The following is a 20,612-nucleotide window of genomic DNA, read 5'->3' as shown; positions in this document are numbered from 1 at the left end:
GATTCCCCCGAATCGTGCAGCTCAGATCTTCCGGTAGGTGAGGTCGAAGATCATGCGCCCGGCCTCGTGGGCTTTGTTCTCGAAACTCGTCCGGATCCGGCCCTCGAAGCGGGGAGCCCACCCACCTTGGTGGTCGATTCCCTGGTTGGGACCCGTGTGCTCCGTGCTGACCGGTGCACGGCCTTCCTTCACGGGGGCGCCCCCCACCACGGATTCGACGCCGGACTGCCACACGTGGGTGAGCGGGCTTTCCTCGCCGGCCCGCTCGCCGTCGTGCATGTTCTCAAACTCGGTGGACCCGGCCAGAACCTCCCGGACGTGGATGGCGTAGTTGGACCAGTCGGTGGCGATGCGCCAGTACCCGCCCTTTGCCAGGGCCTTGGCCGCCACGGATGCGAACGCCGGCTGGATCAGGCGGCGTTTGTGGTGTCGTGCCTTGTGCCACGGGTCCGGGAAGAAGACCCAGAGTTCGCTGACGGAACCGGCAGGAAGCATGGATTCCAGGACTTCCGGGGCGTTCGCTTCCACCACGCGAACGTTCGTGAGCCCGCGGCTGTTGATTTTCATGATGGTGTTGGCCAAACCCGGTGTGTAGACCTCCACCGCCAGGAAGTCCTTGTCCGGGTTCTGCTCTGCGGCGTGGACCACGGCATCGCCCAGCCCGGAGCCGACCTCCACGATCAAGGGAGCCTTGCGGCCAAAGACTGCCTCGGCGTCGAAGACGTAGTCGGGGTGCACGGACGTGTTGGCCACGTGGCGGGGGACCTGGATGGCCCAGCGCTCGGCGTGCTCTTCCCACGCGGCCTGCCTCCTGCCCTGGAGGCGGGTGCCGCGGCGCACAAAACTGACGGGCCTGCCACCGTAGGTTCCATGGGACGCCTGGGTGCCGGGGGTGATGGGGCGCGGGGAATCTGGGGTTTCACTCATGACCCTTCCAGAATACTTGGCCCCTGCCCACGCGGCTGCCCGGGGTCACATCCCGCCCCAACGGGCCCTGGTCATACTCGGCTGACAGAATAGGACGTGTGACCTCCTCCCAGAAGCCCGTTTATTCAGAGAAAGACACGGACAAGTCCGCGCGCAACCAGCCGCTGCCCGAGATCGCCGTCGACGCTGAGATCAACGAAGAACCCGCCGCCGCTCCCACCGCGCTGCGGGGTAAACGCGCCCTGGCCTACCTGGCGGTGTGCCTGATCCTCATCGGCTTGAACTTGAGGACGGTCTTCTCCAGTTTGGGTGCCGTCCTGCCGGAAATAACGTCCGACGCCGGCCTGCCGGGTTGGTCCGTTGTGGTCCTGACGACCGTGCCGGTGACGTTGCTGGGGGTCTTCGCGCCCCTTGCCCCGGTCCTGGCCCGGAGGTTCGGAGCGGAACGGGTACTGCTGGGAGCCATGCTGGTCCTCACCGCGGGCCTCCTGATCCGACCCGGCGAACTCCCGGGGGCGGGGCATGTGCCTGCACTGCTCGTGGGGACAGCTGCCTGCGGTGCGGCGATAGCCCTGTGCAATGTGCTGCTTCCCGGCGTGGTCAAACGGGACTTCCCGCACCGGCTGGGGCTCATGGGCGGGCTCTACACCACGGCTATCTGTGCTTCGGCTGCCCTCGGCGCCGGGTTCACGTACCCGGTCTTTACGGCAACCGGCCACTGGACTTCGGCGCTGTGGTTCTGGGCGGTGCCTGCCGCCGTCGTGCTTTTGCTTTTCCTGCCGCTGGCCGTCAGGCAGCACCCCGTCCGTCACCAGGCCACCACCGGCGGCGTCAACGTGTGGCGCTCCGCGGTGGCGTGGCAGGTGACCGCATTCATGGTGCTGCAGTCGATGATGTCGTTCAGTGTCTTTGCCTGGTTGGCGCCGATCCTGCGGGACCGGGGAGTGGATGGCGCGACGGCGGGGCTGATCGTGTCCGTGTCGATTGTGCTGCAGATGCTCGGCTCGCTCTTTGCGCCGGCGCTTGCCACACGCTTCAAGGACCAGCGGGCGATCAATACCGTGGTGGCGCTGATGACCGGCGGCGGGTTTGCGTTGAGCATTTTTGGACCGGGTGAGCTGATCTGGGTTTGGACGGGGTTGCTGGGGCTCGGCCAGGGTTCGCTGACTGCCGTGGCCTTGACGATGATCATGGTCCGGACGCGCGACGCCCACACTGCCGCGCACCTGTCCGGGATGATGCAGGGCGTTGGCTACGGAGTGGGCTCCACCGGAACGCTTCTGGTGGGGCAGCTTCACCAGGCAACGGGTGGGTTTGCCGCCGCGGGGATCCTGTTCCTGGTGGTCGGATCCCTGGCGGCGTTCTTCGGGTACCGCGCAGGCCGCAACCGCTTCGTTTAACCCATCTGGGTCGCAGTTGTGCGCGTTTTGAGGGCTCAAAACGCGCACAAATGCGACCCAGTTGGGAGGGCGGGGCGGGGTTAGACGGTCAGGTCCTTGCCCTTTGTCTCCGGGATCGTGAACACGAAAGCGATGCTGATCACCAGCAGGATCACCGCGTACACGTTGAACAGGTAGCCCTGGCCGATCGTGCCCAGCCACGTCTGCAGATACGGGGCCGTGCCACCGAACGCTGCTACGCAGATGGAGTACGGAACGCCCACGCCCACGGTACGGATGTGGGTCGGGAACAGTTCAGCGTAGACGGCGGGAACGATCGCGGCGCTGCCTGCGATGAAGAACAGCATCACGGACATGGAAACCGTGAGCTGCCACGGGGAGTCCTTCAGCAGCCAGGTCATGGGGAAGTGGAACAGGGCAGCCCCCGCGGAGGACATGATCAGGACAGGCTTGCGGCCGATGCGGTCAGAGAGCCGTCCCCAGAACGGCAACGCTGCGATGAACACCACGTTGGCGATGACACCGGCCCACAGGGCGGCACCGCGGTCCATCTTTAAAGCCGTTGCAGCGTAGCTGGGAGCCACGACGCCCCAGATGTAGTAGACCACCGTCAGGCCAACCGTCAGCCCGATGACCTGCAGTGCCTGCCTGCGGTACTTCACGATCTGCGGCCACATGGGAGCCCGCTTTTCCTGCGGGGCCTCGGCCTCGAATGCCTCGGTTTCCTTCATCTTGGCCCGCATGATCAACGCGTACACACCCAGCGCGCCGCCGATCAGGAACGGAATGCGCCAACCCCAGGCGCTCATGTCGTCCTTGCTCAGGACGGCGGTCAGGATCGCACCCAGCAGCGTGCCGGCCAGGATGCCCGCGGTGCCGGAGGTGTAGATCAGGGTCGCCCAGAAGCCGCGCTTTTCCTTGGGTGCCATCTCGGAAAGGTACGTTTGCGACGACGGCAACTCACCACCGTGGGCCAGGCCCTGGATGAGCCGGGCCACCAGCAACATGACGGACGCAAAGGCGCCAACGGCAGCGAAAGTCGGTGCGATGCCGATCAACAGGCTGCCGATTGCGCCCAAGGCCACGGCGATGGTCATGGACGTCTTGCGGCCGATACGGTCGCCGATCCAGCCGAACACGAACCCGCCGAACGGCCGGGCAACGAATCCGACGGCGAAGATGGCCAAGGTGGACAGCACGGCCGATGTGGGGTCGGATGAGCTGAACAGGGCGCTCGCGATGAACGGCGAGAACGTTGCGTAGATGGCCCAGTCGTACCATTCAACGGCGTTGCCGATGCCGGTACCCACGAGCGTGCGCATGTGGGATTTGTGGACCTTGACGTCCGGGGACGTTCCTACGGTGGCGGTCATGGGGTTCTCCAAAGTGGGGCGGGCTGGGGCTAGTTGCTGGATGCCAGGGTGGCGATGCGGGACACGGCGAGCTCGGCATACAGCGCGGCACCGTCGGTGAGGACGCCGTCGTCGAACGTTGCGTACGGCGAGTGGTTAAAGGGCGACGTCGAGTGGTCGGCGCCGGGGGCCACGGCACTGAGTCCCACGAAGGTTCCGGGAACCTCGGCAAGGACTCGGGAGAAGTCCTCCGAGCCGCTCAGGGGAGTTGCCATCCGGGTGAGGCGGGATTCGCCGAACATGCCTGCGATGACTTTCTCGGCCGTGTTCGTCTCGTCCTCGTCGTTGATGGTGAGGGGGTATTCCTGCTGGTAGTCCACGTCCACCTCCAAACCGTGGGCCGAGGCGATTCCTCTGAGGAGTTTGGGTACTGCAACCATCATCTTCTGCCTTGACTCTTCGGAGAAGGTCCTGATGGTGGCCTCGATGCGGGCAGTTTCCGGAATGACATTGCGCTTGGTTCCTGCGTGCAGCACACCGACGGTCAGGACTACGGGGTCGAACATGTTGAACTGGCGGGTGACCATGACCTGCAGGGCCGTGACCATCTCAGCGGCGGCCGTGACGGGGTCCTTGGCAGAGTGCGGGGCTGAGCCGTGGCCACCGGCTCCCAGGACTGTCACTACCAACCCGTCGGAGGAACTGAGCATCACACCGTTCTTGGTGACGAACTGGCCGTGCGGTTCCAGCGACGAAAACACGTGCATCCCGTAGGCCGTGTCCACGCGGCGGCCGGCAGCATCCAGCACGCCTTCGTTGATCATGTAGCTGGCGCCGTCGAACCCTTCTTCGCCGGGCTGGAACATGAGGACCACGTCGCCGGCCAGTTGGTCGCGCCGCTCGGCCAGCAAGGTGGCAGCTCCGGCGAGCATGGACGTGTGGAGGTCGTGGCCGCAGGCATGCATCGCGCCGTCAACCCGGGAGGTGTAGTCCACGCCTGTGGTTTCCTGGACGGGGAGGCCGTCCATGTCGGCGCGCAGGAGCACCACGGGCTTCTCGGCCGAAGCGTGGGCCGCGCCGCCTCGCAAAACCGCGGTGACCGACGTCGTATCTTTCCCGAGGGTGATTTGGTACGGGAGTCCGTCCAGTGCCTTGAGTACCTTCTCCTGGGTGCGGGGGAGCTGCAGGCCGATCTCGGGTTCGCGGTGGAGGTCGTGGCGAAGGCGGACGATGTCGTCCTGCAGTTCCTTGGCGTCGGCGGCGATGGTCATTCGTTCTCCTGTGATGCTCGGCTACGGGTTCCTTATGCCATTCTGTGGTGACCTGATTCACAATCCTGAAAACATCTGGAAAACCGCATTGTTTTGGATGGAACGCAGGATTCATGCAGCTATGCGCGAGAATGGAGCCATGGAACTCAGTGAAGAAGATCTGCGCCTCATCAACGCACTGCAGATTTCACCGCGCATCAGCTGGTCCGACGCCGGCGATGTCCTGGGCGTCCACGCCACCACGCTGGCCGCGCGCTGGGACCGTTTGCGGGCCGCCGGTGCTGCATGGACCACCGCCCACCTCATGGGCGATCCGAAGAACATGTGCCTGGCAATGGTGGACATCGACTGTGAGATGGACCTGCGCCCGGAAGTAACGGCCGCAGTTGCGGAGCTCCCTGAAGTCATCACGGTGGAAGAGGCTGCCAGTAACCGCGACCTCACGTTGACGGTGATTACGCAGGACCTGGACCAATTCAGCACCAGCCTGTTGCCTCGCCTCAAGGAGGTCCGCGGCCTGACGAAGTACCATACCGCGCTCTGCACGCGGATCCACACCAGCGGCTACGCATGGCGCCTCAACGTGCTGAGCAAGGCCGAACAACAGGCGCTGCGTGGGCTCGCCGGGCCCGAGTCGGCCAACCCTTCAGCGCCCGACGCAATCGTGGTTCCGCTGCCCGAAAGCCACCTTGCCCTCATTCCGTTCCTGGCCCGGGACGGACGCGCCTCCGCAGCGGAGATTGCGCGCGCCCTGGGACGCCATCCGGCAACCGTTCAGCGCCAGTTGGGACGCGTGCTCGCCAGCAGGATGCTCTCCTTCCGCTGCGAGATCGCCCAGAAGTTCTCCGGCTACCCGGTCACCGTGCAATGGTTCGCCAACGTTCCCGCCGGCCGGCACGAAGCCGCCGCCACGGAACTCCGCGCCATCAGGAACGTCCGCTTCTCTGCCTCCACCACGGGCAGGACCAACTTCACCATGATCATGTGGCTGCGAACCCTGGCCGAGGTCATGGAGATGGAACTCGCCATCCAGCAGCGCATCCCCGGCGTGGAACTCGTGGAGAGCGTCGTCATGCTCAACACCGCCAAGCGTGTGGGCTGGATGCTCAACCCGGACTCCACGGCAACGGGCACGGTGGTGGCACCTTACGGAGAATTGCTGCCGGGTTCCGTTTAAGTACGACGGCGGGGCCTGGGTCCGACGGCGGCGCTCGGCATGGGTGCCGCGGGCGATCAGTGGCGCCCGGCGTGGGTGCCGGCCAGCGTGGGTGCCGCGGGCGATCAGTGGCGCCGGGTCGCCCGCAGGACGGTATCCAGGATGGTCGCGGGATTGCCGTCAGGGTCCTCGATGGTCCGTTGCCTGGCCTCCATGACATCCACTGACCACGGCCCGCCCTCAAGCCCCAGGGCTTCCGCCAGCTCATCAGGGGTGAAGAACATCTCCGGCGCGTGATGGTGCCCCCACGGTGCCAGGCCATGTGGGTGATGTCCAACAATCAGGAGTGTCCCACCCGGAGCCACTGCGGCTGCGGCCTTTGCAGTCGAGTCCCGCCAGGGCAGCAAGGGGGAGTGGAGGAATTGCGCCGACACCAGGTCGAATGCAGGTTCAGGTGTCCAGTCGGCCAGATCCTGCTGCTGCCATGTGATGCTGTCCTGCTGCCCGCTCTGCGCTGCGTGGTCTGCTCCCCGCTCCAGTGCCACTGCGGAAACGTCCATGGCCGTGACGGTCCACCCTTGCCTGGCGAGCCAGATCGCGTCTCCGCCCTCGCCGCAACCCAGGTCCAGTGCAGTTCCGGGTTTCAGGCCGGCCGCCTCTGCCACCAATTGGGGGTTGGGGTTGCCGCTCCAGATCTTCGGACGCTCGCGGTACATTCCGTCCCACATGTCCACGGCATTGTCTGCGTCTTCGTGGAGATTCAAGCGTCCCTGCTGGTCGCCGGCCTGGTGAGTGCCGCCGTCGTGCGTGTGCGCGTGGTGGTGAGTGCCGCCGTCGTGAGTGTGTTCAGCCATGACCCTAGCGTGCCGGGTGGCATCAAAAGGAGGCAAGCCCCGTTGCCGTTTCAGCAAACCCAACTGACTGGCAGCAGCGGTTGTTTTCAGGGCTCAGAACAACCCCTACTGCCAGTCAGTTGGGGTCGGTCCAGCGCAAAGCCCCCGCCCCGGTCGCGCCAAGTTCGTCCGACGGATTCTGCAGCGTGCAGGATTTCAGGCTCAGGCATCCGCAGCCGATGCACCCGTCCAGGTCGTCACGGAGGTGTTGCAGTGCCGCGATCCGTTCGTCGAGTTCCTTCCGCCAGCGGAGGGATAGCCGTGTCCAGTCCCGCTTGGTGGGCGTTCGCCCGTTGGGCAGCGAATCCAAAGCCTCGCGGATGTCCTTCAGTGGCAGGCCCACGCGCTGGGACGTCTTGATGAACGCCACGCGGCGCAGGGTCTCCCGCGCGTAGCGGCGCTGGTTTCCGGGAGTGCGTTCGGCGCTGATGAGGCCGTTGCGTTCGTAGAAGTGAAGGGCCGACGCCGACACTCCGCTTCGCTCGGACAGCTCGCCAATGCTGAGTTCGCGATGGATGGTGCCCGGAGCCTGGGGCATGGCTCGACCTCCTGTGCAGGCGTGTGAATTGACCTCAACAATAGTTGAGGTTTTAGGGTGGCGTCCATGACCCCTGACACCTCCGCGGCCGGTATCCTGCGCCGTCCGTACCTGTTGGCCACCGTGGGTACGTGCGCACTCGTCTTCCTGAGTGCCTTTGAATCCCTCGCCGTCACCACGGTGATGCCGGTGGTGAGCAGGGACCTGAACGGCGCCAGCCTCTACGCGCTGGCCTTCGCGGGGCCGTTGGCTACGGGTGTGATGGGGATGGTGGGTGCGGGCAACTGGTCGGACAGGCGCGGTCCCAGGGCGCCTTTGTACGCGTCGGTGGCCCTGTTCGTTGTGGGTCTCCTCGTCGCCGGGACCGCCTCGACAATGGAGATGCTGGTCTTTGGGCGACTGGTGCAGGGGCTCGGCGGAGGAGCCATGACCGTTGCCCTGTATGTCCTGGTGGCCCGGATCTACCCGCCCACCCTGCACGCCAGGATCTTCGCCGCGTTCGCCGCTTCGTGGGTGATTCCGTCGCTGGTTGGTCCCTTCGCAGCGGGGTTGGTGGCCCAGTTGAGCAGTTGGCACTGGGTTTTCCTGGGCGTGGTGGGACTGGTGGTTCCGGCGCTCGCCATGGTGGTTCCGGCCATGCGGGGGATGGCGCCTTCCACTCAAACCGAACCCGTCCCGTGGGCCTTCGGACGCATGGGCTGGGCTGCACTCGCAGCACTGACCGTCCTCGCCCTCAACCTGTCGGCTGAGGTGCCGTCCGTGGGCGGGGTGATTGCCGCCGTCGCGCTTGTCCTTGCGCTGATCGCCGTGCGGCCGCTGGTGCCGCGCGGAACACTCACGGCGCGTCGGGGCCTGCCGAGCGTCATCCTGTCCCGCGGTCTGGCCTCGGCCGCCTTCTTCGGTGCCGAGGTTTACCTGCCCTACCTGCTCACCGAACGCTACGCCTTCACCCCCACGTTCGCCGGGCTCACCCTGACCGGTGCTGCGCTGGCCTGGGCGGGTGCGTCGGCGTTGCAGGGACGGCTCGGCTCACGGCTGGCCGATTCGCTGGCGGTGCGTGTTGGAGCCTTCCTGGTGCTGGCGGCGATTGTGCTGGCGTTCGTCACGGCAGCCCTGGGATTTCCGCCGGCCGTTGCGATCGGTGGCTGGCTCTTTGCCGGCTTTGGCATGGGCCTGATGTATCCGCGGCTGAGCGTGATGACCCTTGCGCTGTCCACACCGGAGAACCAAGGCTTCAACAGCGCGGCCATGTCCATCTCCGACTCGCTCGGCGGTGCTCTGGCGCTCGCCTCCACGGGGCTCGTCTTCGCGGCCTTCACGACGACGGACCCGTTTGCGGCGGTCTTCGCACTGACGGCGATCATCGCCGTCGTCGGGGTTGCGGTGGCGCCGCGCGTCGCGGGTCGAAAGCCCGCTACGGGTGGCGGGGCGGGGGCTTCCGACGCCCACCCCAAACTCTCCCTCCCCCAACCCAAGTAGGTCGCATTTGTGCGCGTTTTGAGAGCTCAAAACGCGCACAAATGCGACCCAGTTGGGGGCGCGGTGCAAAGGGGTGCCTCGATCGCTGCTAGAATAGGATCACTTGATGTGCGGTGACGCCCTGAAGGCTTGCTTGGAAGAGCGGGCAGCAGGGCATTTTTCATGTGAGAGGCACATCCTGCGTCGATGAACGCGTTCCATTTGGTCCCGGCCAGCGCTGCTGCAGCGAACCGGTAGACCACCTGACTTTTCCTCGGCGAACCCCTGGCCCAACCGGCGTCGGGGGCCGATGTCCGCCACAGGACACCGCCCGAAAGACATGAAGTACATGACTGCTTTTGCTGCCCTTGGCACGCCCAAGGCAATTGTTGAATCCCTCGCCGCCACAGGCATCGAAGAGGCATTCCCCATCCAGGTCAAGACCCTCCCGGACACGCTGGCAGGCCGCGACGTGCTGGGCCGTGGCCGCACAGGCTCCGGCAAGACCATCGCCTTCGCCATCCCGCTGGTGGCCCGCCTGGCCGAACGTGAGGCCTCCTACTTCCGCAAGCCCGGCCGCCCCATGGGCCTGGTCCTTGCTCCGACCCGCGAGCTCGCAACCCAGATCAACGCAACCGTGGAGCCGCTGGCCAAGGCCATGGGCCTGAACACCACGGTGATCTACGGCGGCATCTCCCAGGCGCGCCAGGAGAAGGCTCTCCGCGCCGGCGTCGACATCGTCATTGCCTGCCCCGGCCGCCTCGAGGACCTGATCCGCCAGCGCATCCTGACCCTCGAGTCGGTCGAGGTGACCGTGCTGGACGAGGCCGACCACATGGCGGACCTTGGCTTCCTCCCGGTGGTCAAGAAGCTCATGGACATGACCCCCAAGCAGGGCCAGCGCCTCCTCTTCTCGGCGACACTGGACAACGGTGTTGACAAGCTGGTCAACCGTTTCCTGTCCAACCCGCTGACGCACTCCGTTGACGATCCACAGGCTGCCGTCACCACCATGGAACACCACGTCCTGGTGGTCAACGACCAGACCGTCAAGAAGCAGCTCATCGTGGAACTGGCCTCCGGTGCCGGACGCCGGGTGCTGTTCATGCGCACCAAGCACCACGCGCGCAAGCTTGCCAAGACCCTGACGGACGCCGGCATCCCCGCCGTCGACCTGCACGGCAACCTGTCGCAGAACGCCCGCGACCGCAACCTGGCCGAGTTCTCCAGCGGTGAGGTCCGCGTCCTGGTCGCTACCGACGTCGCAGCCCGCGGCGTGCACGTTGACGACGTCGAACTCGTCATCCACGTTGACCCGCCCACAGAGCACAAGGCCTACCTGCACCGCTCCGGCCGTACTGCCCGCGCTGGTTCCGAGGGCACCGTGGTCACGCTGACCCTTCCGGAACAGCAGCAGGACGTCAAGAAGCTCATGCGTGCAGCAGGCGTGGACGTCTCCTTCGAACGCGTTACCGCCAGCTCCCCGCTGGTGGCCGAGCTCGTCGGTGAGGTTGCCGACAAGGTCGACCCCCGCACCCGTGCAGCGCTCCTCGCTGCCAAGCTTCCGCAGCAGGGTGGCGGAACGTCCACCGGCGCCAACGCCCAGCGCAAGCGGGCTCGCCGCTCCGGCCAGGCTGCACCAACCGCGGGTGGCCGTGGTGGTCGCGGCGGACGGGGCAAGGTCGCGGCCGAGCCGGTTCGTACCGACGTCAACCGCGCCGAGCGTCGCGCAGCAATGAACGACGACGTCGCCCGCAACTCCCGCGGTCGCGGCAAGTCCGGTGCCACGCACCGAAATGACGTTCCCGGCTCGCAGGGCCAGAACAGCCGCAGCGGGCGTCCGGCCACGGGGCAGCGCGCCTCCGGTGGACAGCGTTCCGCCACGGCTCCGCGTTCGGCCTCGGCCACCACAACCCGTTCCAGTGGGAACCAGGCCGTGTGGTCATCGAACACGGGTGGAACGTCGGGTGGGTCCTACGGTTCGGGCAACTCCGGTCGTGGGAGCTCCGGCTCCGGTCGCCCGGCACGCAGCGGCCCCCGCCGTGCGTCGGCTCCGGCGTCCAACGAACGCCGCGGCCGATAGCACCAACTCACCAGCCCCGGGCGCGCCACTCTTCCAGATGGGGCCGCTCGGCTCCCAGGGTCGTGGGCAGTCCATGGCCGGGGTGGACCACCGTGTCATCCGGGTAGGCATCGAACAGCCGTTCCGTGACGTCGTTCAACAGTGACGTGAAACGTGCGGAATCGTTCTGTGTGTTGCCGACGCCTCCCGGAAACAGCGAGTCGCCACTGAAAATGTGCGCAGGTCCTTCCGGATCCTGGTACACGAACGCAATGGAACCCGGAGTGTGCCCACGCAGGTGGACCGCCCGGATCTCGATGTCGTCGAACCGCTCAACGTCGCCGTTGTTGAGCCGCACATCCACCGGAACGGGCAGCGCATCGGCGTCGTCCGCTCCCGCGGAGGTGCTGGCCCCCGCAGCCTTCACCAGTTCCGGCAGCGCACGGACGTGGTCCCAGTGCTGGTGGGTGGTGGCGATCCGGAGCAGTTTGGTGGGCTGGGCCGAGTCGGCAGCGCTGTCTTCGAGCAGTTGCTGGATGGCCGGGAGGTCGTCGGCGGCGTCGATCAACACCTGCGCACCCGTCGCTTTGGACGTGAGCAGGTAGACGTTGTTGTTCATTTCGCTGACGGAGATGCTCCGGATGGTGACGTCGCGGAGTGAGTGAATAAGCGAATCCATGCGTTCAGCCTACGTGGTTCGCTTCACGGCCCTGCGACACCCAGTTCGGGTCGGCGGAGCGTGAACCCACGACGGCGGCAGCGGCTTGGTCGAGCACCTCGAGTTGGGCTTCACCCAGGTCCAGGGACAGTGCGCCCAGGTTCTCGTCGATGCGGTGGGTTTTGCGCGTGCCCGGGATGGGAACCACGGGGATGCCAATGCGGCGGCCCTGGACGAAGAGCCAGGCGAGGGCAACTTGGGCCGGGGTCGCTTGGAGTTGCGCAGCGACGTCCCGGACTGCGGCCACCACGGCCTGGTTCGCATCAAGGGCCCCTTCGCCGAACCGGGGGATCTTATGGCGGAAGTCGTTCTCGCCCAGATCGCTGGCGCTGATGGTTCCGGTGAGGAAACCACGGCCCAGCGGCGAATACGGCACAAAGCCAACACCGAGTTCCTTGGCTGCAGGAACAACATGTTGCTCAACATCCCTGCTCCAGATGGACCACTCGCTCTGGACCGCGGCAATGGGATGGACGGCGTTGGCCTGCCTGAGTTCCTCGGCTGTTACTTCGGACAGTCCGAGGTGCCGGACCTTGCCCTCACGGACCAGCTCCGCCATGGCCTCCACGGTTTCCACAATCGGAACGCGGAGGTCGCGGCGGTGCAGGTAGTAGAGGTCAATGACATCAGTGTCCAGCCGGCGGAGGCTCGCTTCCGCCGCTTGCCTGACGTAGGCGGCATCCCCGCGGACGCCCGAGTAGCCGTCCGCGGGGTTGCCCTCAATGCCGAACTTCGTGGCCAGTTGGATCTCGTCGCGGCGCTCCTTGAGTAGCCGGCCGACGAGTTCCTCGTTGCTGCCCGCGCCATACACATCCGCTGTGTCGATGAACGTGATGCCCGCATCCACGGCGTGCCGGAGTGTTTGCAGGCCCTCTTCAGGATCGATCCCGCCATAAACGGGAGTAAGGGCCATGCCTCCGAATCCGAGGGGGCTGACAGTGAGGCCGTCTCCGAGGTGAACTGCAGTCATGACGTGCTCCAATACGCGTTCGGGTGCTCTTGAAGGCGTGAACTCCGCATGTGCTGCGGGTATTCCTCGGCCCGATTCGATGGGGGAGTGCCCGGCGCTGGTGGAGCGTTCGGTGCTACTCGGCGCTGGCCGTTTTGTCGGGCTTGTCCGCAGGGAGGGCCTTCAAACCGGCAGCACAGCCCACGATTCCGGCGATGAACAGCAACTTCAGCGGGCTCGCCGGCTCAACACCGGTGACCATGGCCCAGCCGACAGTCAGCGCCGCGCCAATTCCTACCCAAACGGCGTAGGCCGTGCCCAAGGCAATCCGCTTCACGGCGATGCCCAGGCCGATCATGCTCAGGGTTGCCGTGACTGCGAACACCAGGGTAGGAACTGGTTGGGTGAAGCCGCTCGACAAGCCCAGCGCTGTGGCCCACACGGCTTCGAGGATGGCCGAGGCAAGGAGAACCAGCCAGTACGCGCCGGCCTTGTTCGACTTCAGGGTTTGGGTACTCATGGCTACGCCACCACCTTCAGGCCGACCACGCACGCACCGATGCCGGCGAGCAGCCACAGACGTGCCGCCGTCGGGCGTTCCACCTTGGTGACCATGGCGTAAGCCGAGGTCAGCACGACGCCCACACCAACCCACACCGCGTATGCCGTGCCCGTGGGGATGGATTGCATGGCGATCGCGAGTCCGCCGGTGCTGGCAATGACCGACACCAGGAACACGATGGTGGGGATTGGCTTGCGGAAGCCCTTGGAACGGTGGAGGGCCGCGGCCCAAACAGCCTCAAGCGCTCCGGAAAGAATGAGAATTACCCACGACATGACAGATCCTTTGGCCAGTCTTGTCGCGTGCCGGGTACTGAACCGTCGTCCGGAGGTTCCAGAGCGGAACCTTCATTTCAGGCTAGCAACTCCCGTGCGGGGTGGCCACTTGTGGTGGCCAACCTCACCACTCAGGCGCGGTCGATGGAAATGACCGCCACGAAGCCCCGGCCCGAGATCTCCGGGCTGCGTTCATCGGAACCCACCACAGCGTCGTAGCGGGACAGTTCAACGGGTTCTTCGGTGGATGGCTGGCCAGCCGGGTCCGCGCCAGGGGCGACCGTGGCCTTGCCCTCAAGGAGCACCGCAAGTTGGCCCTCGAACACGGGGTGCGGGCGTTTCTTCGAGATCTCAACGATCGACGTGTAGCCCTTGAAGGAGCCCGTGCGGGCAATGACATTGAGGTCCCGGACATCGCCCGTGGGGAGGGTGGCGGAGGACGCGGCCTCTCCAGAGAACCGGAAGGGCCGGTACTTTTCGAGGGGGTGCTCGGACCCGTCCACCGTCAGGAGCATGAGCTCGCCATCGATGATGGTGATCACTCGTTCCATGCCCGGGAAAGCGGAGAAGTCGCCGGCTTTTGAGACGTCTGCGATGCTGACACGCCAGTCCCAGGTGCCGTCCTGCGCCGACGCGGCCTTGGGGTGGCTGGCCAGTTCGCGGGTCACCCCGCCACCGTTGCGCCATGGCTGGGGACGGAGGTCGGCAAAGCGGATGATGTCCATCGGACCAGCCTAATGCTGGACCGCGGTTCAACAATGTCGGACGTGTCTTGCTAACGTCATAAGAGGATAGTTGGGCGCGTAGCGGTGGGAGGTTCGGAAATGTTCGTCAAAGTGTGTGGCTTGAGCACGCCCGAATCCGTTCGCGAAGCCGTCGACGCCGGTGCTGACGCGGTGGGGTTCGTGCTCACGGCCAGCCCCCGCGAAGTCAGTCCTTCCGCTGTCCAGGAGCTCTTGCCCCTGGTGCCGTCCTCCGTCCGGGCCGTTGGCGTGTTCCGCCACGAGCCCGCGGCCGATGCCGTCGCCCTCGCCCGTGCCGCCGGCCTGTCCTGGGTTCAGCTGCACGGCCACCGCACTGCGGCTGACGTCCAGGTAGTGCACGACGCCGGCATGCGGGTTATCCGCGCGGTCACCATGGGTGCCTCCAAGGAAGAGTTCGGCGACCTGGGCGAGGACCTGTTTCTTATCGATGCTGCCATTCCCGGCTCGGGGGAGGCTTGGGACTACGCGTCCGTTCGCGACAAGGGGCTCGACGGGCGTTCTTGGTTGCTGGCCGGAGGACTTGAAGCCGGAAACGTTGCCTACGCTGTGGCCGCGGCCGGTGCCTGGGGCGTGGACGTATCATCCGGCGTGGAGTCGTCCCGCGGCGTGAAGGATCTGGCCAAGGTCCGGGCGTTCGTCGAAGCCGCCAAGGCCTGACCCTCTCTCACCGTTTGCCTGGTTTGGCTGGACGCTCTCTCACCGTTTGCCCGGTTTGGCCTGACGCTCTCTCACCGTTCGCGGCTTTTCAGCGGACGCTCTCTCACCAAATGCTCGCTGCTAGGCGAGCGCCGCATCTAATTTGTCGAAAGACGTGCCCCATCCGTCCCGCGTCATTTCCACCCACTCTTCAGATGCGAAGGGGCCCTGGGTCAAATGCATCCTCGTCCGGCTGCCGCCCAGGTCTTCGAATTCGAGGCGCATTTCTTCATATTCATGGTCGGCATCCGGGGCGGCTTTTGCCTGGGCGACCAGCAAGCCGGGGGCGTCGAGCTGGGTGATCACGGCTTCAATGGGCGCTTCCTGCTGACCGTTCTCATCCGTCCAAACCATGACCACCTGCCAGATCCCGCCGACTTCGGGCTCGACGATAATCTTTTCCCGGGGAGCTTCCACGTCAACGGGCCCGAACCACACGGTGAGCTGGTCCGGGTCCATCCAAGCCTCAAACACTTTCTCGCGAGGGGCGTCGAAGTCCCGAGTCAGGGTAAGGGTGTGCTGTGCCGTGCTCATGGTGCTCCTCGGTGTCTAATTCAGTGGATACCGTTGTGCCGTTTCGGCCGTCGTCGTAGCGCTGTCCTGTGACCGAGTCTAGGCTGACAGCCGTCCGAAACCGACGCTCTCTCACCAAACCACCCGATATTCGAAACGCTCTCTCACCTTCGGGGGGCCCGGAACGCGGTGAGAGAGGTTGGCACCAGGGGGGTGTTTTGGTGAGAGAGGGTGGGCGCCAGGGGGTGTTTTGGTGAGTGAGGGTGGGCGCCAGGGGGTGTTTTGGTGAGAGAGGGTTGGCGCCAGGGGGTGTTTTGGTGAGAGAGGGTTGGCACCAGGAGGTGTTTTGGTGAGAGAGGGTCCGGGAAGTCAGGGTCCGTTCAGGGCAGACCCCTAGGCTTTTGGGCGGTCGGGCACGAGAGAATGGGGACTATGAAAACTCTGCTCAACATCATTTGGCTGGTTTTTGGCGGCTTCTGGCTCGCCCTTGGCTATTTCGCCGCCGGGCTCATTTGCTGCGTCCTCATCGTGACCATTCCCTGGGGCATCGCGTCATTCCGCATCGGTTTCTATTGCTTGTGGCCTTTCGGCCAGATGGTGGTGGAGAAACCCGGCGGGAGCGGCGTCTTCGCTCTGCTCGGTAATGTGATCTGGCTGTTGGTTGCCGGCATCTGGATCGCGATCGGGCACGTGGTCACCGCGGTGGCCATGGCCATCACGATCATCGGCATCCCGCTGGCCATTGCCAACCTGAAGCTGATCCCGGTCTCGCTGATGCCCCTCGGCAAGCAGATCGTTCCCACGGACAGGCCGTTCGCCAGCAACTACCGCTAAGAGGCAGTGACGTCTCCGGTCCGCAGATCGAACCGGAACGTCCGCTGCAGCGGCAACGGACCGCCGTCGTGCGTTGCTCCGGAGGCTTGGACTGAGAACGTGAGGTCCAGGGTGCCCTGGCGCATGTCTGCGTCCGTGATCGTGTAGGTGGGCGTGAAGTACAGAACGTGCTGGCCGGGGGCCAGGTCAGTGGCCGGGAAGTCGCCCGGGTTGGTGTGCGGCCCTTGAAGTTCGACGCCGGTCATCGCCTCCCCGGAGCAGTTGCGGACACGTCCAGTGAAGGCGAGGATGTCGCCTGCCTTGTACCCGGGGATGATGGGGCCGTAGTTGAGGTCTTGGGCCTCCCGGGTGCCCAGAATCTGATCGCCGGTGTAGCCCTGCCCGATCTCCTTCCACGTTTGGACGTCCCATTGATCTCCGCTGGAGGAAGGGATCACGTGGAAGGGGCCGGCGTTTTGCCAGGCCTGCGGCCGGCCCGGAGTGATAGAGCGCAGTTCCATGTCGAAGGAGAACCCGGCCGGTGGTACAGGGTGCCCTTCTGCCAGCTGTTCAGTAAGCTGCGCCGGCGGAACCGACGCGAACACGAGCTCCCGGTAACCCTGCCGCTCGTAGAGGACGCCTATGTTCCCGTTGGGCAACCGCGTCACCGTCGAATAGGCCGAACTTCCCTCGCACAGCACCAGTCCGGCCGGCCACGTGGCTCCGTTGTCCGTGGAGAGGCTGAGCACGGTGTTTCGCCGCAGGTGCGGGTCCTGGTTGTTGCTTGCCAGGAGCCAGCGGTCGGTGTCGGGCGTGGCGAGTGACTTGATGGAGGGCAGCCCGTCGAACCGGGCCACCGAACCGTTGTCGCTGGGATCGGGAAGATCCGGTACAGGCTGCAGGGGACTCCAGCTTTGGCCTCCGTCTTCGGAAAGGGCGGCCAGACGGCACGGCGTGGCCCGCGAATGCAGCAACAGCCGGCCGTCCTCCAGGCAGACCACCTTGTTCTCGTTGGGCCCCACGCCGGACGGTCCGGGGCCAATGAACGAGCCCAGCGCCCACGTTTCACCGTGATCGTCACTGAAGGCTGAGGCTGCAACGATCCGGCCGTCCACCAGGAGGACGTATTGCTGCACCAGCCTGTTCCTGTAGGGGCCCGCATGGATCTGGATACCTTGGCCGGCGGCCGCGAAGAGGCCGGTGATTCGCCCTTCCCGTTTGAGCTGGGCGGTGAGGCGCCGGTGTTGCCAGGTGCCGCCGTCGTCGTCTGAAAAGCTGACGTCGGCGTGCTGGATGTCGTCCGCGGGCTCCAGGCCGGCGGCGGCCTCGAAGAAGCCCGCGTGCGTTCCTGCCGCATGGAACATGAAGATCCTGCCGGTCACCGGGTCGACCAGGAGGCTCGGATCGCCGTAGCCGTCCAAGCCGGTCCCGGTCCTGACAACCTGCTGGCAGCCCCAGGTGACGCCGTTGTCATGGCTGCGCCGCAGGAGGAGGTCGATCGGGTTGGGCAGGTCATCCAGATTGGGCCTGCCGTCATAGGCGGCCAGGATCGTCCCCCGGGTGCTGACCGCGAGTGATGGGATACGGTACTGCCGGTATCCGCCCGCACCGCGGACGGCAAGCACGTGCTCAACGTCGGGGCGGGCGTGCGGGTGAGGGGAGAGGTAGGAGGTCACACCTCCAGTGTACGAGAGTCAGCCATCCAACTCCGCGGCCAGGTTCCGACGGGCGGCATCCTGCCATAGCGACCGGGCACGCCCGCTGTGGAAGAGCGGATCCAGCGCCAGGAGATAACGCACGACGGCGGCACGTCCCGCTGCGAAATCATCGTCGCGCACGTGGGGGTAATCTTCGCGGACGGCGGCAAGATACCGTGCGTAGGACTGTTCGTCGCCGCCCAAAACGGAAAGGTCGGCGTCGCAGAGGAGCGCCCCGGCATGGTCGCCGGGCTCGGGCGAATGGGTGGCCGTGAGCCGGACCAGCCGGGCAACCTCGGCCACGTCCTCCGGTGCCAGGCGGGCAGCGGTCAGCCTCTCCTCGGCCAACTGCGCCGATTCCTCTTCATCCTGGCCGGCCACTCCCTCATAAACGGCGTCATGGAACCACGCAGCCAAGGCGACCGTGCGCGCAGGAAGGGCCGGCTCGGTGAGTATATCCAAAGCCTCCAGGACTGCCAGCAGGTGTGTCCGGCTGTGGTACTTCCGGCTGTCTTCACCCCACCGTTCCACCAGTTCCAGTCCCAGCTCCTCGTGGCCGGGAAAGGTGCTGTTCCAACGCTCCATCAAAGGCACGGTCAGAGCCTTGCTGCGCTCCCGGGCAGGAATCCGCAGGCCGCTCGCAATCAACTTCCGGACCAGCACGCGGGCTTCCACCGGGATGGCGCCCGCTTTGACCAGGTCGTCATAGCGACGCTCGGGAACGTCGTAATGGTCGCCGTCGAAAGCACGTTCAGGAACCCCGGCCGCTGCGGCGAAGGCGTGCAGTTCATCCAGCGAGGTATCGGATACCAGATGGGAAAACACCGTGCCGTGGGCGGGCCACAGCGGCGGATCAACGTAGACGGCCATGGCCAAAGTGTAGTCCCGGATCGTGCTGCAGGAATGGCCGGATGATCCTTCCCGGTTGCCGGTCATCGGGCGTGTCTACCGCCGACCACGGCCCGGAATCACAAGCTTCGCTGCCGGTGACGATCACGGCAACCGGGAAGGAGTGTGGCGGGTCAGCGTTCGGCAGGCAGGATGTTCTGGTTGCCCCTGAATACGTTGTCGGGATCGAATTGTGCTTTGACCTTGGAGAGCCTGCGGTAGTTCTGCTCCCCGAACGCGGCCATGATCCGGTCCTGCCCTTCGTCCCCGATGAAGTTGAGCCAGACCCCGCCGGTGGTGTGCGGGGCGATGTCGTGCCTGAACTGCTTCACCCACGCCTTGGCTTCCTGCCCGCCTTCGGGGGAGTCTGCCAGGCCGAACGGATGGCTGACCCAGGCTGCGCTGCGATGCTGCAGGGGAGTGTTTTGGGCCGCAGGTCCTCCTACGGCCCCGCCCCAGCGGCCGATCAGTTGCTGGGAGTGCGTGCCGGGCAGACGCTGGGCCGAGTCCACCAGGATGTCCAGGGCTTCGTCGCTGAGTTGGTCGTGGTAGTCGGCGCTCCAGTAGTTGTAATAGCCGGGAGGGTCATCGATCATGCACTGGAAATCCGCGTAGCCCATGGGCTCCACCAGGTCCACCGTTGGACCGAGTTCCTTGAACGGCTTGGCGTACTCCCTGCCTTCCTCCACGTCCCCGGCATACAGGTAGGCCATCCCCACGGCCATCTTGCCGACCATGTCCTCCGGCACGAATTCTTCCTCCGGCGCAGTGAGGTAGATCAACGCAGTTCCCACGCCGTCCGGTGCTTCCAGTGCCAGGCGCCGGAATTCGCGGGACAACGCAGGTGCAGCCTCGCCGGGGAAGAGCGTGATCCCGGCCATGACAGTGGGGCCAAGATCGTGCAGTTGAAAGGTGAAGGACGTCGCAACACCGAAGTTGCCGCCACCGCCATGCAACGCCCAGAACAGTTCGGGATTCTCGTGGGCGCTCGCGGTGACAAGGTCGCCTGAAGCGGTCACCAGGTCCACGGACAGCAGGTTGTCGCAGGCAAATCCGTAGGAACGCTCCAGCCACCCCGAGCCGCCGCCCAACGTGAAGCCCGAGACACCAGTGGTGGAGGCGCGGCCTCCCGTGACCGCCAAGCCGTGCCGTTGTGTTGCCCGGTCGAACTCGCCCCAGGTAAGCCCTCCGCCGGCCGTGATGGTCTTGGCCTCCGGGTCGACGCTTACGGATTTCATGGGTCGGACATCGACGACCAGCCCGCCCTCGTTGGTGGACATTCCGGCCACCGAGTGCCCGCCGGATCTGACGGCCACTTCCAGGTTGTGGGTGCGCATGGTGGAGGGCCTCCGCCACTTCACCGGGGCCGGAGCACCTGGCGATCACCGCCGGACGGCGGTCGATCATTGCATTGAAAAGTTTCCGGGTCTCGTCGTAATCCGGGTGGTCCGGACGGATCCATTCCATGGGACGCTCCTTCGCGCCTGAGACTCTCCCCTGAAACAGGGTACTGCGGCATCATCCAGCGGGCCATGGCTGGAGCTTACGGAATGCTTTCGGAGCCTGTTTCCAGGAAAATTACGACGGCGGTCCTCGCCTTGCGCGCACTGGCCGACCTAAGGGTCATATTGCGTTTGCGGACATAGAGGTTTCTTCCAGACGCAAATACGGATCTACACT

At 65.5% G+C, this 20,612-nt stretch carries 20 protein-coding genes and 1 riboswitch; of the genes, 6 read left to right on the top strand and 14 right to left on the bottom strand.

Translation table 11 applies throughout. The features are described from left to right. Positions 1 to 21: 21 nt before the first annotated feature. On the bottom strand, positions 22 to 927 hold the full coding sequence (trmB, locus tag ACUYMZ_RS17920) for a tRNA (guanosine(46)-N7)-methyltransferase TrmB (protein ID WP_426004253.1): 906 nt from the start codon (positions 925 to 927) through the stop codon (positions 22 to 24). A 98-nt stretch (positions 928 to 1,025) separates the two neighbouring features. Here trmB and ACUYMZ_RS17915 point away from each other — a divergent pair, with 98 nt between their 5' ends. After that, the gene (locus tag ACUYMZ_RS17915) at positions 1,026 to 2,327 is read left to right on the top strand and encodes a CynX/NimT family MFS transporter (RefSeq protein ID WP_481604988.1); all 1,302 of its coding nucleotides are present in this window, start codon (positions 1,026 to 1,028) and stop codon (positions 2,325 to 2,327) included. 80 nt (positions 2,328 to 2,407) lie between these two features. Here ACUYMZ_RS17915 and ACUYMZ_RS17910 read toward each other — a convergent pair whose 3' ends face one another. Both ACUYMZ_RS17910 and ACUYMZ_RS17905 read right to left on the bottom strand, forming a co-directional pair. Beyond that, the gene (locus ACUYMZ_RS17910; protein ID WP_481604987.1) at positions 2,408 to 3,700 is read right to left on the bottom strand and encodes an MFS transporter; all 1,293 of its coding nucleotides are present in this window, start codon (positions 3,698 to 3,700) and stop codon (positions 2,408 to 2,410) included. A 29-nt stretch (positions 3,701 to 3,729) separates the two neighbouring features. Then, positions 3,730 to 4,950 carry a M20 metallopeptidase family protein gene (locus tag ACUYMZ_RS17905; protein WP_481604985.1) on the bottom strand — a complete coding sequence of 407 codons (1,221 nt, stop codon included), beginning with the start codon at positions 4,948 to 4,950 and terminating at the stop codon, positions 3,730 to 3,732. Between the two features lie 139 nt (positions 4,951 to 5,089). Here ACUYMZ_RS17905 and ACUYMZ_RS17900 point away from each other — a divergent pair, with 139 nt between their 5' ends. After that, positions 5,090 to 6,127 (top strand): Lrp/AsnC family transcriptional regulator, encoded by a 1,038-nt coding sequence (locus tag ACUYMZ_RS17900; RefSeq protein ID WP_481604982.1) that lies wholly within the window; start codon positions 5,090 to 5,092, stop codon positions 6,125 to 6,127. A 104-nt stretch (positions 6,128 to 6,231) separates the two neighbouring features. Here the strand turns inward: ACUYMZ_RS17900 and ACUYMZ_RS17895 are convergent, their stop codons facing one another. Both ACUYMZ_RS17895 and soxR read right to left on the bottom strand, forming a co-directional pair. Further along, complete coding sequence (locus tag ACUYMZ_RS17895) at positions 6,232 to 6,960, bottom strand: SAM-dependent methyltransferase (RefSeq protein WP_481604980.1); 729 nt, start codon at positions 6,958 to 6,960, stop codon at positions 6,232 to 6,234. A 115-nt stretch (positions 6,961 to 7,075) separates the two neighbouring features. Next, entirely contained in the window at positions 7,076 to 7,537 is a 462-nt protein-coding gene (gene soxR / locus ACUYMZ_RS17890) for a redox-sensitive transcriptional activator SoxR (RefSeq protein WP_481604978.1), read from the bottom strand. A 66-nt stretch (positions 7,538 to 7,603) separates the two neighbouring features. On the opposite strand from soxR, the gene ACUYMZ_RS17885 reads away from it, so the two are divergent. Next, positions 7,604 to 9,016 (top strand): MFS transporter, encoded by a 1,413-nt coding sequence (locus ACUYMZ_RS17885; protein WP_481604976.1) that lies wholly within the window; start codon positions 7,604 to 7,606, stop codon positions 9,014 to 9,016. A 328-nt stretch (positions 9,017 to 9,344) separates the two neighbouring features. Then, the gene (locus ACUYMZ_RS17880) at positions 9,345 to 11,078 is read left to right on the top strand and encodes a DEAD/DEAH box helicase (RefSeq protein WP_481604974.1); all 1,734 of its coding nucleotides are present in this window, start codon (positions 9,345 to 9,347) and stop codon (positions 11,076 to 11,078) included. A 7-nt stretch (positions 11,079 to 11,085) separates the two neighbouring features. On the opposite strand, the gene ACUYMZ_RS17875 is transcribed toward ACUYMZ_RS17880, so the two are convergent. The 5 genes from ACUYMZ_RS17875 to ACUYMZ_RS17855 form a co-directional block, all read right to left on the bottom strand. Next, a complete protein-coding gene (locus ACUYMZ_RS17875; protein ID WP_481604972.1) occupies positions 11,086 to 11,736 on the bottom strand; it encodes an MBL fold metallo-hydrolase in 651 nt (216 codons plus the stop codon). A 4-nt stretch (positions 11,737 to 11,740) separates the two neighbouring features. Further along, positions 11,741 to 12,745 carry an aldo/keto reductase gene (locus tag ACUYMZ_RS17870; RefSeq protein WP_481604970.1) on the bottom strand — a complete coding sequence of 335 codons (1,005 nt, stop codon included), beginning with the start codon at positions 12,743 to 12,745 and terminating at the stop codon, positions 11,741 to 11,743. A 115-nt stretch (positions 12,746 to 12,860) separates the two neighbouring features. Continuing rightward, positions 12,861 to 13,244: a DMT family transporter gene (locus ACUYMZ_RS17865; RefSeq protein ID WP_481604968.1), complete on the bottom strand. Its 384-nt coding sequence runs from the start codon at positions 13,242 to 13,244 to the stop codon at positions 12,861 to 12,863. Positions 13,245 to 13,246: 2 nt separating this feature from the next. Further along, positions 13,247 to 13,561, bottom strand: coding sequence for a DMT family transporter (locus tag ACUYMZ_RS17860; RefSeq protein WP_481604966.1), 315 nt, complete (start codon positions 13,559 to 13,561; stop codon positions 13,247 to 13,249). A 9-nt stretch (positions 13,562 to 13,570) separates the two neighbouring features. Next, a riboswitch (guanidine-III (ykkC-III) riboswitch) is annotated at positions 13,571 to 13,636 on the bottom strand. A 56-nt stretch (positions 13,637 to 13,692) separates the two neighbouring features. Next, positions 13,693 to 14,286, bottom strand: a complete 594-nt coding sequence (locus ACUYMZ_RS17855; RefSeq protein WP_481604964.1) for a HutD/Ves family protein — start codon at positions 14,284 to 14,286, stop codon at positions 13,693 to 13,695. Positions 14,287 to 14,385: 99 nt separating this feature from the next. On the opposite strand from ACUYMZ_RS17855, the gene ACUYMZ_RS17850 reads away from it, so the two are divergent. Further along, the gene (locus ACUYMZ_RS17850; RefSeq protein WP_481604962.1) at positions 14,386 to 14,982 is read left to right on the top strand and encodes a phosphoribosylanthranilate isomerase; all 597 of its coding nucleotides are present in this window, start codon (positions 14,386 to 14,388) and stop codon (positions 14,980 to 14,982) included. Between the two features lie 120 nt (positions 14,983 to 15,102). Here the strand turns inward: ACUYMZ_RS17850 and ACUYMZ_RS17845 are convergent, their stop codons facing one another. Next, on the bottom strand, positions 15,103 to 15,555 hold the full coding sequence (locus tag ACUYMZ_RS17845) for an SRPBCC family protein (protein ID WP_481604960.1): 453 nt from the start codon (positions 15,553 to 15,555) through the stop codon (positions 15,103 to 15,105). Positions 15,556 to 15,966: 411 nt separating this feature from the next. On the opposite strand from ACUYMZ_RS17845, the gene ACUYMZ_RS17840 reads away from it, so the two are divergent. Next, the gene (locus ACUYMZ_RS17840; RefSeq protein ID WP_426004232.1) at positions 15,967 to 16,368 is read left to right on the top strand and encodes a YccF domain-containing protein; all 402 of its coding nucleotides are present in this window, start codon (positions 15,967 to 15,969) and stop codon (positions 16,366 to 16,368) included. On the opposite strand, the gene ACUYMZ_RS17835 is transcribed toward ACUYMZ_RS17840, so the two are convergent. From ACUYMZ_RS17835 to ACUYMZ_RS17825, 3 genes are all read right to left on the bottom strand, one after another. Continuing rightward, complete coding sequence (locus ACUYMZ_RS17835) at positions 16,365 to 18,023, bottom strand: sialidase family protein (protein WP_481604958.1); 1,659 nt, start codon at positions 18,021 to 18,023, stop codon at positions 16,365 to 16,367. The genes ACUYMZ_RS17840 and ACUYMZ_RS17835 overlap by 4 nt on opposite strands. Before the next feature lie 18 nt (positions 18,024 to 18,041). Continuing rightward, on the bottom strand, positions 18,042 to 18,914 hold the full coding sequence (locus tag ACUYMZ_RS17830) for a DUF4031 domain-containing protein (protein WP_481605922.1): 873 nt from the start codon (positions 18,912 to 18,914) through the stop codon (positions 18,042 to 18,044). 152 nt (positions 18,915 to 19,066) lie between these two features. Next, positions 19,067 to 20,269 carry an FAD-binding oxidoreductase gene (locus tag ACUYMZ_RS17825; protein ID WP_481604956.1) on the bottom strand — a complete coding sequence of 401 codons (1,203 nt, stop codon included), beginning with the start codon at positions 20,267 to 20,269 and terminating at the stop codon, positions 19,067 to 19,069. Positions 20,270 to 20,612 lie beyond the last annotated feature (343 nt).

This window comes from Arthrobacter sp. T572 (assembly GCF_056780115.1).
The sequence above is the reverse complement of the archived record's forward strand: the minus strand, read 5'-3'. Positions and strand labels throughout refer to the sequence as shown.